The sequence below is a fragment of the Pseudomonas medicaginis genome, from assembly GCF_965119365.1.
Lineage (GTDB): Bacteria > Pseudomonadota > Gammaproteobacteria > Pseudomonadales > Pseudomonadaceae > Aquipseudomonas.
In genome coordinates, this window is the sequence record NZ_OZ221631.1 from 1,516,026 (window position 1) to 1,529,413 (window position 13,388).

Below are 13,388 nucleotides of genomic sequence, written 5' to 3' on the forward strand. Positions count from 1 at the left end.
AGCTCGGTTCCCACAAAAGCTCGCTCCCACAGGTGAGGGTGTGAAGCTTAGTTGTGGGCGTGCAGTGCTTCGTTCAGCTCGATGGCCGACTTATGCGTCTTGCATTCCACCGCGCCGGTTTCGGAGTTGCGACGGAACAACAGGTCGGTCTGGCCAGCCAGGTCGCGGGCCTTGACCACTTTGACCAGTTGGTTGTTTTCGTCCAGCAGCTTCACTTTGGTGCCGGCGGTCACGTACAGGCCCGACTCCACGGTGTTGCGGTCACCCAGCGGGATACCGATGCCGGCGTTGGCGCCTATCAGGCAGCCTTCACCGACCTTGATCACGATGTTGCCGCCGCCCGACAGGGTGCCCATGGTCGAGCAACCGCCGCCCAGGTCCGAACCCTTGCCGACGAACACGCCCGCCGAGACACGGCCTTCGATCATGCCCGGGCCTTCGGTGCCAGCGTTGAAGTTGACGAAACCTTCGTGCATGACCGTGGTGCCTTCGCCTACATAGGCGCCCAGGCGGATCCGCGCGGCATCGGCGATGCGCACGCCGGCCGGGACCACGTAGTCGGTCATTTTCGGGAACTTATCCACCGAGAACACTTCCAGCAACTCGCCACGCAAGCGGGCTTCGAGCTGGTGCTCGGCCAGTTCGGCCAGGTCGATCGCGCCCTGGCTGGTCCAGGCCACGTTCGGCAGCAGTGGGAAAATGCCGGCCAGGTTCAGGCCGTGGGGCTTGACCAGGCGATGGGACAGCAGGTGCAGCTTGAGGTAAGCCTCAGGCGTCGAAGTCAGTTGGGCATCTTCGGCCAGCAGGGTGGCGACCAGTGGCTTGTGGCTTTCGGCCAGGCGGGTCAGCAGCTTGGCTTGCGCCGCATCGACGTTCCGGAGCGCTTCCGCCAACTGCGAGGCCTGGGCCGTGGTGAACGTGATGGCCTGGTTGCCCTCGCTGTAGCCGAGGATCGGTGCGATAGCGGCAAGGATCTCAGCCGACGGCTTGAGCATTGGCTGTGCGTAGAAAACCTCCAGCCAGGCGCCTTCACGGTTTTGGGTGCCGACGCCGAAGGCCAGGCTGAACAGGGTAGTGGACATGAAATTACCTCTACAAAATGGACTGGGCAGGCTTACTTGATCTCTGCCGCATAAATATCTGGCTTGAAGCCAATCAGGGTTCGGTCACCGAGATCGAGCACCGGGCGCTTGATCATCGAGGGTTGGGCGAGCATCAGTTCGATGGCTTTCGTCTGGTCGAGATCGGCTTTGTGTTCGTCGTCGAGCTTGCGAAAGGTCGTACCGGCACGGTTCAACACCACTTGCCAGCCATGCTCGTCGCACCATTGGGTCAGGTGCTCACGGTCGATGCCGGCGGTCTTGTAATCGTGAAAGTCGTAGTGCACCGCGTGATCATCGAGCCAGGTGCGCGCCTTTTTCATCGTGTCACAGGCTTTGATGCCGAAAAGGTGCAACGTTTTGCTTGAATCGGTCAAGGAACTGCCCCCTTTGCAGGTGCTGAAAGTAAAAGGTGAAGGATTATGCCATGACCGGACGGCTGTGGGAGCGAGGCTTGCCCGCGATGAGCGATGACGCGGTCTTCTGGCAGGTCGAGGTGGTTTCATCGCGAGCAAGCTGTGCTCCCACAGTGTTACGCCCACAGCTTTTTTGCTAAAGAGCTGCTGCGACATAAGTGCAACGGTCGGGCCCATGCTAAGCAGTTAATATGGCACTTCAACGGCAAGCTGTTGCCGGATGTGTATCGCTGTAGTTGGAAAACCGTCATGCAAAGCGCCTATACCGTCCTGATCCTGTTGATGCTGGTAGGCGCGTCGCGCCTGCTCGGACGGTTGATCCCGCTGCCGTTGCCTTTGGTGCAGATCGGCGCCGGTGCCGTACTGGCCTGGCCCTCGCTGGGGCTGCACGTGGCGCTTGATCCCGAGTTGTTCCTGTTTCTGTTCTTGCCGCCGCTGCTGTTCTCCGATGGTTGGCGCATGCCCAAGCGCGAATTCTGGCGCCTGCGCGGACCGATCTTGACGCTGGCGGTGGGGTTGGTGCTGTTTACGGTAGTTGGGGCGGGGTATTTCATTCATTGGCTGCTGCCCGGTATCCCGTTGCCAGTGGCCTTCGCGCTGGCGGCTGTCCTGTCACCGACCGACGCCGTGGCGGTGTCGGCGATTGCCCGGGACCGCTTGCCCGCGCCGTTGATGCACATGCTCCAGGGCGAAGCTTTGATGAACGATGCGTCGGGCCTGGTGACCTTCAAGTTCGCCTTGGCAGCGGCGATCACCGGCGTGTTTTCCCTGACGGGGGCGAGCCTGGCCTTTGTCCTGGTCGCGGTCGGTGGCCTGCTGGTCGGCGTGGCCCTGAGTTGGCTGCTGGGCCGGCTGCGGGCGTGGATGATTGCCCGGGGCTGGGACGATCCGGCCACCCACGTAGTGTTCATGTTGTTACTGCCGTTTGCCGCCTATGTGCTGGCTGAACGCTTGGGGACCTCTGGGATTCTCTCGGCGGTGGCGGCGGGGATGATGCAGAGCTGGCTCGACCTGCTGCCGCGCCAGACCGGCACGCGGCTGCTCAATCGCAGCGTCTGGTCGCTGTTGGAGTTTGCCTTCAATGGCTTGATCTTCCTGCTGCTGGGCCTGCAATTGCCGGACATCATCAAGGCGGTGACCAGCCATGAGCCGACGTTGTGGCCAACGTTGTTCTATCGCTGCCTGGATGTGGTGGCGATTTTCCTGGTGTTGCTGGTGCTGCGGTTTGTCTGGGTGCAAAGCATCTGGCGCGTGTCCGGGCTGTTGCGCCGCTGGCGCGGCAAGGGCGAGTTGACCCTGATGCCGACGGCGCGTTCCTGCTGGTTGTTGACCTTCGGCGGTGTGCGCGGGGCGGTGACGTTGGCGGGTGTGTTGTCGGTGCCGTTGTTGTTAAGCGCCGGTGTTGAATTCCCGGAGCGCGACTTGCTGATCTTCATCGCCGCCGGGGTGATTCTGCTGTCGCTGATCGCGGCCTGCATCGCCTTGCCGCTGCTGCTGCGTGGCATCGACAAGAGCCCCGACGACAAGCGTCGCAACGAAGTTCGCGAGGCCTGGCGCAAAACCGCTGAAGCGGCGATTCATGCGCTGGAAGTGGAGGAACCGACCGAAGCGGCCAGCACGCCGGATGCGGCCCAGGCGGCGCTGGCGACTGAGGTCAAGGCGCGGCTGATGTCTGAGTATCGCCATCAGTTGGAGGTGTTCAACGACTCCGCCGAGGCCCAGGCGTTGGCATTCGAGATGGACCTGCTGGAGCGCCGGCTGCGCTTGAAGGCTTTTCGGGCGCAGCGGCTGGAGTTGTATCGCCTCAGCCGTCATCACCAGATTGGCGATGACGTGCTGCGTGAGGTGCTGGGGGAGTTGGATTTGGCGGAGGCGAATTTGGGGTTGGGTAAATAGCGGTTGGGATCATAGTGGAAGGTAGGCCTTCACACCGGCGATCACGCCTTGCATGTCTTCAGAGCCCAGGCGAGGAACGAAGTACTCTCGGCCCTTGGATCGAGTCTTTCTGTGCAGCTTGTCCAGACGGGAGCAACAAAACCCCGCGTGAAATCGCAAAAAAGAACATCGCCTTGCTTGGGGTGATAATAGAGAGGCATTCCTTATCCTCATAAAAAGCAAAGCCGCCCGAAGGCGGCTTCAATCGACGCGCAGTTGAGCTTGCTTCGCCCTTTCTGCGCCGCTGGGTCAACCCCGAGAGGGACCCAGACTCCTGCCAGCTCTCGCTGGTGACGGGGTCGATTATGGCTTTCGGAAATAGCGAACTCAAGCCCACTTGAACCCTCGTCACAGGGTTGAATGAGATCTGTCGGTATACAAAGTAAGCAAAATCAAAGGTTTGGCGTTCACGGTACGTTGTATGTCTTTTCTTGTCTGAGTAGACAGATTGTCGTCTGTCAGACGCACCGAAGTTTCCGACAAGTTTTTAAGGTTGTCCGTCGGAAGCGAGGGCTCTAGCCTCTTGGTGTCGCTGCCAATTCAGTGACCGGACGTGAGAATCCGAATACCCACTATGCGCATAAGCGCCCGCCATATAAAGTGCAGGCGCGGTTCGTCCATGCTTCGTGTTATGGCGGCTGTGCGCGGGCATGTTTCGACATGGCCGGGTTTTGTGGGTTTGACTCGGATTCTCACCCCGCGTACGGCTGCCACTCTCCAGTCCGTGAGAAGACTTTGTGGCAGCTCCAAAACCCAAGGAGCATCACATGATCAAAGAAACTCCAAATCCTCCAAAACCCGCCTCCACTTTCCCATACGGCGACTACGCCCCCGAAAAACTGCAAGAAGCCGCTGATCGTGCGTTGGATCATTACCTCAAGCCTGAGGGCAGCGAGTCAGACCCCAAGCCCTCGGTACAGTTGTTCACCGTGTCGGACAGCGTTGATACCGAAGCCCTGCTAGCCAATCTCAGCGAAACCCTGGCTTCGGCCAATGCGATGCTTAGCGACTTGGCGTTTGGCCTGGAAGGTTCACGGCGGCATGTAGCATTGGGAGTGGCGCAGATGATTGAACTCGGGACGTTGTTGGCGAACAAGGCTTTGGATCGGGTAGAGCTGCGGACTTGATGCAATAAGTGCCGGCCTCATCGCGAGCAAGCTCCCACAGTGGATTTGTGACGTTCACAAATATGCCAATCGACACCAAGCCCCTGTGGCGAGGGAGCTTGCTCCCGCTGGGGCGCGAAGCGCCCCCAAAACCTGGCAACCCGGTGTGTCAGGCAAATTGAGTTGACTGCCTTGGGGGCCGCTGCGCAGCCCAGCGGGAGCAAGCTCCCTTGCCACAACAGCGGTCCACTTCAGTCCGATACAGCCATCAACCCCGACGCTGAATAAACGCGCGGATCCGCTCTGCGGCTTCGACGCATTCGGCCAGCGGCGCAACCAGGGCCATGCGCACGCGCCCGGCGCCCGGGTTGACGCCATCCACATCGCGGGACAGGTACGAGCCTGGCACCACGGTCACGTGTTCCTGTTCGAACAGGTCACGGCAGAACGCTGCATCGTCGCCGCCCACATTCGGCCATAGGTAGAAGCTGCCATCGGGTCGCTGTACATCCATTACCGGTGCGAGGATCTCCAGGACCGCGTTGAATTTTTCCAGGTACAGCGCACGGTTGGCCCGCACGTGTTCTTCGTCGTTCCACGCCGCAATGCTCGCCAGTTGGGTCTGAACCGGCATCGCGCAGCCGTGGTAGGTGCGGTACAGCAAAAAGCCCTTGAGGACGTCGGCGTCGCCGGCTACGAAACCGGAACGCAGGCCTGGCAGGTTGGAGCGTTTGGACAGGCTGTGGAACACCACGCAGCGCTTGAAATCCTTGCGGCCGAGTTCAACGCAGGCGCTGAGCAGCCCCGGCGGCGGGGTCTGTTCGTCGAAGTACAGTTCGCTGTAGCACTCGTCCGCGGCGATGACGAAGTCATGTTCGTCAGCCAGGGCGATGAGTTTTTTCAGCACGTCCACCGGAATCAATGCGCCAGTCGGGTTGCCAGGAGAGCACAGGAACAGGATCTGGCAGCGTTTCCAGATGTCCGGCGCTACGGCATCGAAATCGGGATTGAAGCCGTTCGCGTCCAGGCACGGCAGGTAGTGCGGCTTGGCCCCGGCCAGGAACGCGGCGCCTTCGTAGATTTGATAGAACGGGTTCGGGCTGACCACCAAGGCGTCGTCGCCACGGTTGACCACGGTCTGGGTGAAGGCAAACAGGGCTTCACGGGTGCCGTTGACCGGCAGCACATGGCGCGCCGGGTCCAGCCAGCCGTTTGGCACGTTGAAGCGGCGTTCGCACCAGCCCGCGATAGCTTCACGCAACTCCGGGATACCGAGGGTGGTCGGGTACACGGCCATCTTTTCCAGATTGCTGGCCAGGGCGTCGGCTACAAAGCTCGGCGAGCGGTGCTTGGGCTCACCGATGGACAGGGCAATTGGCCGCTTGTCCGGGTTTGGCGTGACGCTGCCCAGCAGGGCGCGGAGCTTTTCGAACGGATAGGGCTGCAACTGGTTCAGAGCGTTGTTCATCGAGGGCCTCGTCAATGTGGGCGCGGTCCTTGTGGGAGCGAGCTTGCTCGCGATGGCGGAGTGTCAGCAGCATCAATGCTGGATGTTCCGCCGCTATCGCGAGCAAGCTCGCTCCCACAGAGGGGGATTGTTCGTTCAGATGCTGATACGTGTCGGGTGAGCATCGGGTTCCTGGTTGACGCTCAGGTGCCGGACGATGGCTTCCTGCAGGCGGCTGCACAGTTGCGGATCGGACAGCGGCTGGTTGTGAGCGTCGGTGATGAAAAACACGTCTTCTACCCGTTCGCCGAGGGTGGCGATCTTGGCGTTCTGCAGCGACAGGTCGAACTCCAGGAAGATGTGGCCGATCCGCGCCAGCAGGCCCGGGCGGTCCGGGGCGCTGAGTTCCAGCACGGTGACCTGGCGCTGGGCGTCGTTGTGGATCGTCACCTGGGGCGCGAAGGCGAAATGCTTGAGCTGGCGCGGCACCCGGCGCTGGATGATGGTCGGGTAGTCCGCCGGGTTGCGCAGGGCTTCGGTCAGGCCGTCGCGAATCTGCTTGACCCGCGCCGGGTTGTCGCCAATCGAGTCGCCGTCGGTGTCGAGCACGATGTAGGTGTCGAGGGTGAACTGGCTGCTGGAGGTAATGACCCGGGCGTCATGGATGTTGAGGTTGAGCTGGTCCATCGCCGCCACCGTCACGGCGAAAAAGTCGTGCTGGTCCGGGGCGTAGATGAAGATCTGCGTGCCACCCTCGAACTCGCGTTGGGTGGTTTCCTTGATCAGCACCAGCGGCCCGCCATCGGCCGGTTGTTGGAGGATCGCGTCGCTGTGCCAGGCCACGTCGCCGGCGGTATGGCGCAGGAAATAGTCATCGCCCAATTGCGACCAGAGCTGCTCGACGTCGTCCGGGTCGGTGCCACCGCGCACCAGGATGTCCAGGGCGGCACTTTGGGTGCGACGGATCTGCTCTTCGCGATCTACGGGGTTTTCCAGGCCGCGGCGCAAGGCGCGCTTGGTCTCGGTGTAGAGCTGGCGCAACAGGCTGGCGCGCCAGGAATTCCACAGGGTCGGGTTGGTGGCGTTGATGTCGGCCACGGTCAGCACGTAGAGGTAATCCAGACGTGTTTCATCGCCGACGATCTGGGCGAAGTCATGGATCACCTGCGGGTCGGACAAATCCTTGCGCTGGGCGGTGGTGGACATCATCAGGTGGTTCTGCACCAGCCAGACGATCAGCCGGCTGTCCCACAGCGGCAGTTGATGGCGCTGGCAGAACGCCTCGGCATCCACCGCGCCGATCTCGGAGTGGTCGCCCTGGCGGCCCTTGCCGATGTCGTGGTACAGCCCGGCCATGTAGATCAGTTCGGGCTTGGGTAACTTGGCCATGAGCTTGCTGGCCAGCGGGAATTTCTCCGACACCTGGGTGTACTGGAGCTTACGCAGGTGCTTGATCAGGTTCAGGGTGTGGGCATCGACCGTATAGATGTGGAACAGGTCGTGCTGCATTTGCCCGACGATGAAACCGAACTCCGGCAGATAGCGCCCGAGAATTCCGTAGCGGTTCATCCGGCGCAGGTTGCGATGCACGCCGATCTTGCACTTGAACAGCTCGATGAACAGGCTGGTGTTGCGGATGTCGTGGCGGAAATCGTCATCGATCAGGTGACGGTTTTCCCGCAGCAAGCGAATGGTGTCGGCGCGTACACCCTTGATTTCCGGTTGCTGGGCCATGAGCACGAAGATTTCCAGCATGGCGAACGGCGTGCGGCGGAATACATTGGCGTTGCGCGCCTCGATGTAGCCGTCGTGCAGTTGGAAACGTGAATTGATCGGCTGCGGCGGTTCTTCGTCTTCGGGGGCGAGGATGACTTCCTCGAAGTGCTGGATGATCAGTTCGCTGAGCTGGGCGATGCTCATCACCACGCGATAGTACTGCTGCATGAAGTTTTCGATGGATTGCTTGGCATCCTGCCCTTCGAAACCCAACAGGCTGGCGATGGAGCGCTGATGGTCGAACAGCAGGCGATCCTCGGAGCGCCCGGCCAGCATGTGCAGGGCGTAGCGGACTTTCCACAGAAATTCCTGGGACGAGGCCAGCAAGGCGTTTTCGCTTTCCACCAGGAAACCTTCACCGGCCAGGGCGCGCAGGTTCAGCGTGCCGTACTGGCGCCGGGCGACCCAGAGGATCGTCTGGATGTCGCGCAGCCCGCCGGGCGAGCCCTTGACGTTGGGTTCCAGGTTGTATTCGGTGTCGTTGTACTTGTGGTGGCGGGCCTTCTGCTCGGCGCGCTTGGCCAGGAAAAAGTCCTTGCTGGGCCACATGTGCGCCGTGCTGGTGACATCGAGCATGCGCTGGCGCAGGTGCTCGGGGCCAGCAATGGTGCGGCTTTCCATCAGGTTGGTGATCACCGTCAGGTCGGCACGGGCCTCGTCGGCACATTCCTGCACCGAGCGCACGCTCTGGCCGACTTCCAGGCCGATGTCCCACAGCAGCGTCAGGAACCGCTCGATGGAGTCGCGGAAAACCTCATGGTCGGCGCTGTCCAGCAGGATCAGCAGATCGATGTCGGAGTAGGGGTGCAGTTCGCCGCGCCCGTAGCCGCCGACCGCCACCAGGGCGATGTCGGCATCCTCGCTCCAGTTGAACTGCTCCCAGGCCTTTTGCAGGATGTTATCGACGAACCAGGCACGGTCCTCGATCAGCCGCCGAATGTCCCGGCCATTGCGAAAGCGCTGGTCGAGCACTTCGTGGGCCTGGCGGATCGCCTTCTTGAACGCCGAGATGGGGCTTGCCTTCAGGGCCAGTTCAGCCTGGAACTGGCCGCGGTCGAAGAGTTCGGGATCCACCTGCGGCATTGAATGACTTTCCTTTCTATCTATATCTATAGGCTGGGTTCGGATCAGGCGGAAACGCGAGGGATGGTGTCATCGCTGCGCAGGGTAAAGATCTCGTATCCGGTCTCGGTGACCAGCAAGGTGTGTTCCCACTGGGCCGACAGCTTGCGATCCTTGGTGATGGCAGTCCAGCCGTCGCCCAGCACCTTGGTATCGGCGCGCCCCTGGTTGATCATTGGCTCGATGGTGAAGGTCATGCCCGCCTGCAGTTCCATGCCGGTGCCGGCACGGCCGTAGTGCAGGATCTGCGGTTCTTCATGGAACACCTTGCCGATGCCATGGCCGCAGAATTCACGTACCACCGAGAAGCCGTTTTTCTGCGCGTGCTTCTGGATCACTTCGCCGATGTCCCCCAGGCGGCAGCCCGGCTTCACCAGTTCGATGGCCATGTACATGCATTCCTGGGTGACCTTCGACAGGCGCTGGGCCCACTCCGGGACGTTGCCGACATGGAACATGCGGCTGGTGTCGCCGTGGTAGCCGTCCTTGATGACGGTGACGTCGATGTTCAGGGTGTCGCCATCCTTCAACGGTTTTTCGTTGGGGATGCCGTGGCAGACCACGTGGTTGATCGAGGTGCAGATCGACTTCGGGAAGCCTTTGTAGTTGAGCGGGGCCGGGATGGCTTTCTGCTCGTTGACGATGTAGTCATGGCAGATGCGGTCCAGCTCTTCGGTGGTCACGCCAGGCTTGACGTAGTCGGCGATCATCTCCAGCACATCGGCGGCGAGTTTGCCGGCGACACGCATTTTGGCGATGTCCTCGGGAGTCTTGAGGGTAACGGTCATACAGGCTCTCTCTGCGCCTGACGGCGCTGTTCAAAACGAAATGGGCGGCGGATGATGGTTCACGTGGCCCTGAAAGAGGCGATTCTAACAGACGATCAGCGCAAATCCGCGTCCACATGCATCGCTTCTCTCTATAAGGGTGTGCATTCATGGCCCATGAAAGGGCTGTGGGAGGGGGGGGTCACCAGGATTTCAGAATCCGTGTTCCGTTTTCGCCCTTGCTGTGGTATAAAATGCGCCGCTTTCCGGGGATGACCCCGTAAGCTTAAATCCACACACGTGTCGACACGATGACCTGGGTGCCTTCGGCTTATATAGCCGCTGGTTGGTCATTGGGATACGTGGAGGCCAAACCCGACTTATCAAGGAACTATCATGTCCCAAGTCAACATGCGCGATATGCTGAAGGCCGGTGTGCACTTCGGTCACCAGACCCGTTACTGGAACCCGAAAATGGGCAAGTACATTTTCGGCGCGCGTAACAAGATCCACATCATCAACCTTGAAAAAACCCTGCCAATGTTCAACGAAGCTCTGACCTTCGTAGAGCGCCTGGCCCAGGGCAAAAACAAGATTCTGTTCGTCGGCACCAAGCGTTCCGCTGGCAAGATCGTTGCTGAAGAAGCAGCACGTTGCGGTTCGCCGTACGTCGATCACCGCTGGTTGGGCGGCATGCTGACCAACTTCAAGACCATTCGCGCTTCCATCAAGCGTCTGCGTGACCTTGAAGTCCAGTCCGAAGACGGTACTTTCGCCAAGCTGACCAAGAAAGAAGCGCTGATGCGCACTCGCGATCTTGAGAAGCTGGACCGCTCCCTGGGCGGTATCAAGGACATGGGCGGTCTGCCTGACGCGCTGTTCGTGATCGACGTTGACCACGAGCGCATCGCGATCACCGAAGCCAACAAGCTGGGTATCCCGGTCATCGGCGTTGTCGACACCAACAGCAGCCCTGAAGGCGTTGACTACATCATCCCAGGTAACGATGACGCCATCCGCGCCATCCAGCTGTACATGGGTTCGATGGCTGACGCTGTGATCCGTGGTCGCAACAACGTGAATGGCGGCACCGAAGTCTTCGCTGAAGAAGCTCCGGCAGCAGCCGCTGAGTAATTGACGCCCTGGCGTTGACTCAGTAAGCAAAAAGGGGGCTTGGCCCCCTTTTTGCCACCTCGAAAACCATTTGCCGCCAGCGCAGTGACCTTTTTGTAACCTGCCGCGGCCTATAAGCAGTGGTTTTCCAGGAAGAATTGATCGCCCGTTCGATCGGGTGGAATGGTTGAAAACCTATCCAAGAGGATTTTGAAATGGCAGAGATTACTGCAGCGTTGGTCAAAGAACTGCGCGAGCGTACCGGCGAAGGCATGATGGATTGCAAGAAAGCCTTGACCAAGGCTGGCGGCGACATCGAGAAAGCCATTGATGACATGCGTGCTTCGGGCGCCATCAAGGCTGCCAAGAAAGCCGGCAACGTTGCCGCTGAAGGCGCCATCGCCATCAAGGACGACGGCAAGGCTGCCGTTCTGCTGGAAGTCAACTCCCAGACCGACTTCCTGGCCCTGCAGGATGACTTCAAGGCATTCGTCGCTGCCAGCGTCGAAAAAGCCTTCGCTGACAAACTGACCGACGCAGCTCCGCTGATCGAAGCTCAGGAAGAAGCGCGCCTGGTCCTGGTTGGCAAGACCGGCGAGAACGTCAACATCCGCCGTCTGGTTCGCGTTGAAGGCGACGTGGTCGGTACCTACCTGCACGGCAACAAGATCGGTGTTGCGGTTGTCCTGAAGGGCGGCGATACCGAGCTGGCTAAAGACATCGCCATGCACGTAGCGGCAACCAACCCTGAGTTCCTGCTGCCTTCGGACGTTTCGGCTGAAGCGATCGAGCGCGAGAAGGGTGTCTTCCTGCAGCTGAACGAAGAGAAGCTCAAAGGCAAGCCTGCTGAAATCGCAGAGAAAATGGTCAGCGGCCGTATCTCCAAGTTCCTGGCCGAAGCCAGCCTGGTTGAGCAGGCTTTCGTCAAGAACCCGGAAGTCAAAGTCGGCGACCTGGCGAAGAAAGCTGGCGCTGAAATCGTTTCCTTCACCTACTTCAAAGTGGGCGAAGGCATCGAGAAGCCGGTCGACAACTTCGCTGAAGAAGTTGCTGCCCAGGTAGCTGCTGCCAGCAAGCAATAAGACGGTTTTTTACAACTGTCGCCCAGAAGAGGCTGCCCGCTTTACGCGCGCAGCCTCTTTTCGGATGGGGATGCCGATTTTTATTGGTTTCCTGTCGGAACTGGCTTACAAAGCCGTGTTCCGATGGCGCTGTGTCAGCGTCAAGCTAGAGTGAACGCAGGCTGCAAACAGCTTGCAAAGAATTTTTGAACATACGCCGCAGGAGAGATTCGCAATGGCTCAGCAGGGCAGTGGTTATCAGGCTCGCTATAAACGCATTCTACTCAAGCTTAGCGGCGAGGCCCTGATGGGCTCGGAAGAGTTCGGGATCGACCCGAAAGTGCTGGACCGCATGGCCCTGGAAGTTGGCCAGCTGGTCGGGATCGGCGTTCAGGTCGGCCTGGTCATCGGCGGCGGCAACCTGTTCCGCGGCGCAGCGCTGAGCGCGGCCGGCATGGATCGGGTCACGGGCGACCACATGGGCATGCTGGCCACTGTGATGAACGCCTTGGCTATGCGCGACGCGCTGGAGCGTGCCAATATCTCGGCCATCGTGATGTCGGCCATTTCCATGGTTGGCGTGACCGATCACTACGACCGCCGCAAAGCCATGCGCCACCTCAATTCCAAGGAAGTGGTGATTTTTGCCGCCGGTACCGGTAATCCGTTCTTCACCACGGATTCGGCCGCCTGCCTGCGAGCGATCGAGATCGATGCCGATGTCGTGCTCAAGGCAACCAAGGTCGATGGCGTCTATACCGCTGACCCGTTCAAGGACCCGCATGCCGAGAAGTTCGATCATCTGACCTACGATGAAGTGCTGGATCGCAAGCTGGGTGTGATGGATCTGACGGCTATTTGCCTGTGCCGCGACCACAAGATGCCGCTGCGCGTCTTTAACATGAACAAGCCCGGTGCCCTGCTGAATATCGTCCATGGCGGCGCCGAAGGAACACTGATCGAGGAAGTTCAACAATGATCAACGAAATCAAGAAAGACGCTGAACAGCGCATGCAGAAATCCCTGGAGTCCCTGGCGCACAACTTCGGTCGCATCCGCACCGGCCAGGCGCACCCGAGCATCCTCGAGGGCGTGATGGTGCCGTACTACGGCTCCGATACCCCGATCAAGCAAGTGGCTAACATCACCGTCAAGGACGCGCGTACCCTGCAGGTCGTGGCCTTCGAACGCAACATGCTGGGCGCAGTCGACAAGGCCATCGGCAGTGCCGGCCTGAACCTGAACCCGACCAACCTGGGCGAGCTGCTGCTGATCTCCATGCCGGCCCTGACCGAAGAAACCCGTCGTGGTTTCACCAAGCAGGCCCGCGATGTGGCTGAAGACGCTCGCGTCGCGGTGCGCAACATTCGCCGTGATGCCAACAGCCAGCTCAAGGATCTGGTCAAGGAAAAGGAAATCAGCGAAGACGAAGAGCGTCGCGCCACTGGCGAGATCGACGACCTGACCAAGAAATACGTGGCTAAGATCGACGCGGATTTGGCGCAGAAAGAAAAAGACCTGATGGCCGTATAAGGGTCTCGTTTC

At 60.2% G+C, this 13,388-nt stretch carries 11 protein-coding genes; 6 read left to right on the forward strand and 5 right to left on the reverse strand.

Going from position 1 to position 13,388, the window contains the following annotated elements:
• Positions 1-47: 47 nt before the first annotated feature.
• Positions 48-1,082: a 2,3,4,5-tetrahydropyridine-2,6-dicarboxylate N-succinyltransferase gene (gene dapD, locus ACMTA2_RS06600; protein ID WP_413794202.1), complete on the reverse strand. Its 1,035-nt coding sequence runs from the start codon at positions 1,080-1,082 to the stop codon at positions 48-50.
• Between the two features lie 32 nt (positions 1,083-1,114).
• Positions 1,115-1,477 carry an ArsC family reductase gene (locus tag ACMTA2_RS06605; RefSeq protein WP_413794203.1) on the reverse strand — a complete coding sequence of 121 codons (363 nt, stop codon included), beginning with the start codon at positions 1,475-1,477 and terminating at the stop codon, positions 1,115-1,117.
• A 288-nt stretch (positions 1,478-1,765) separates the two neighbouring features.
• On the opposite strand from ACMTA2_RS06605, the gene ACMTA2_RS06610 reads away from it, so the two are divergent.
• Both ACMTA2_RS06610 and ACMTA2_RS06615 read left to right on the forward strand, forming a co-directional pair.
• Positions 1,766-3,412, forward strand: coding sequence for a Na+/H+ antiporter (locus ACMTA2_RS06610; protein WP_413794204.1), 1,647 nt, complete (start codon positions 1,766-1,768; stop codon positions 3,410-3,412).
• Positions 3,413-4,218: 806 nt separating this feature from the next.
• Positions 4,219-4,578, forward strand: coding sequence for a DUF6124 family protein (locus ACMTA2_RS06615; protein ID WP_413794205.1), 360 nt, complete (start codon positions 4,219-4,221; stop codon positions 4,576-4,578).
• 247 nt (positions 4,579-4,825) lie between these two features.
• On the opposite strand, the gene dapC is transcribed toward ACMTA2_RS06615, so the two are convergent.
• The 3 genes from dapC to map all read right to left on the reverse strand — a co-directional run bounded on the left by dapC (position 4,826) and on the right by map (position 9,690).
• The gene (dapC, locus tag ACMTA2_RS06620; protein ID WP_413794206.1) at positions 4,826-6,025 is read right to left on the reverse strand and encodes a succinyldiaminopimelate transaminase; all 1,200 of its coding nucleotides are present in this window, start codon (positions 6,023-6,025) and stop codon (positions 4,826-4,828) included.
• A 135-nt stretch (positions 6,026-6,160) separates the two neighbouring features.
• Positions 6,161-8,863: a [protein-PII] uridylyltransferase gene (locus tag ACMTA2_RS06625; protein ID WP_413794207.1), complete on the reverse strand. Its 2,703-nt coding sequence runs from the start codon at positions 8,861-8,863 to the stop codon at positions 6,161-6,163.
• A 44-nt stretch (positions 8,864-8,907) separates the two neighbouring features.
• The gene (map, locus tag ACMTA2_RS06630) at positions 8,908-9,690 is read right to left on the reverse strand and encodes a type I methionyl aminopeptidase (protein WP_210643050.1); all 783 of its coding nucleotides are present in this window, start codon (positions 9,688-9,690) and stop codon (positions 8,908-8,910) included.
• Between the two features lie 375 nt (positions 9,691-10,065).
• Here map and rpsB point away from each other — a divergent pair, with 375 nt between their 5' ends.
• The 4 genes from rpsB (at position 10,066) to frr (ending at position 13,376) form a co-directional block, all read left to right on the forward strand.
• Positions 10,066-10,803 (forward strand): 30S ribosomal protein S2, encoded by a 738-nt coding sequence (gene rpsB / locus ACMTA2_RS06635; protein WP_003198231.1) that lies wholly within the window; start codon positions 10,066-10,068, stop codon positions 10,801-10,803.
• Positions 10,804-10,997: 194 nt separating this feature from the next.
• Positions 10,998-11,864 (forward strand): translation elongation factor Ts, encoded by an 867-nt coding sequence (tsf, locus tag ACMTA2_RS06640; RefSeq protein WP_063322766.1) that lies wholly within the window; start codon positions 10,998-11,000, stop codon positions 11,862-11,864.
• A 214-nt stretch (positions 11,865-12,078) separates the two neighbouring features.
• A complete protein-coding gene (pyrH, locus tag ACMTA2_RS06645) occupies positions 12,079-12,822 on the forward strand; it encodes a UMP kinase (RefSeq protein ID WP_003198235.1) in 744 nt (247 codons plus the stop codon).
• Positions 12,819-13,376 (forward strand): ribosome recycling factor, encoded by a 558-nt coding sequence (gene frr, locus ACMTA2_RS06650; protein WP_003184913.1) that lies wholly within the window; start codon positions 12,819-12,821, stop codon positions 13,374-13,376. Before pyrH ends, frr begins: the two co-directional genes overlap by 4 nt.
• Positions 13,377-13,388 lie beyond the last annotated feature (12 nt).

Excerpts from the sequence above, each read along its gene's own strand:
- dapD (WP_413794202.1), bottom strand. The coding sequence starts at position 1,082 with ATGTCCACTACCCTGTTCAGCCTGGCCTTCGGCGTCGGCACCCAAAAC.
- ACMTA2_RS06610 (WP_413794204.1), top strand. The coding sequence starts at position 1,766 with ATGCAAAGCGCCTATACCGTCCTGATCCTGTTGATGCTGGTAGGCGCG.
- ACMTA2_RS06615 (WP_413794205.1), top strand. The coding sequence starts at position 4,219 with ATGATCAAAGAAACTCCAAATCCTCCAAAACCCGCCTCCACTTTCCCA.
- dapC (WP_413794206.1), bottom strand. The coding sequence starts at position 6,025 with ATGAACAACGCTCTGAACCAGTTGCAGCCCTATCCGTTCGAAAAGCTC.
- ACMTA2_RS06625 (WP_413794207.1), bottom strand. The coding sequence starts at position 8,863 with ATGCCGCAGGTGGATCCCGAACTCTTCGACCGCGGCCAGTTCCAGGCT.
- map (WP_210643050.1), bottom strand. The coding sequence starts at position 9,690 with ATGACCGTTACCCTCAAGACTCCCGAGGACATCGCCAAAATGCGTGTC.
- rpsB (WP_003198231.1), top strand. The coding sequence starts at position 10,066 with ATGTCCCAAGTCAACATGCGCGATATGCTGAAGGCCGGTGTGCACTTC.
- tsf (WP_063322766.1), top strand. The coding sequence starts at position 10,998 with ATGGCAGAGATTACTGCAGCGTTGGTCAAAGAACTGCGCGAGCGTACC.
- pyrH (WP_003198235.1), top strand. The coding sequence starts at position 12,079 with ATGGCTCAGCAGGGCAGTGGTTATCAGGCTCGCTATAAACGCATTCTA.
- frr (WP_003184913.1), top strand. The coding sequence starts at position 12,819 with ATGATCAACGAAATCAAGAAAGACGCTGAACAGCGCATGCAGAAATCC.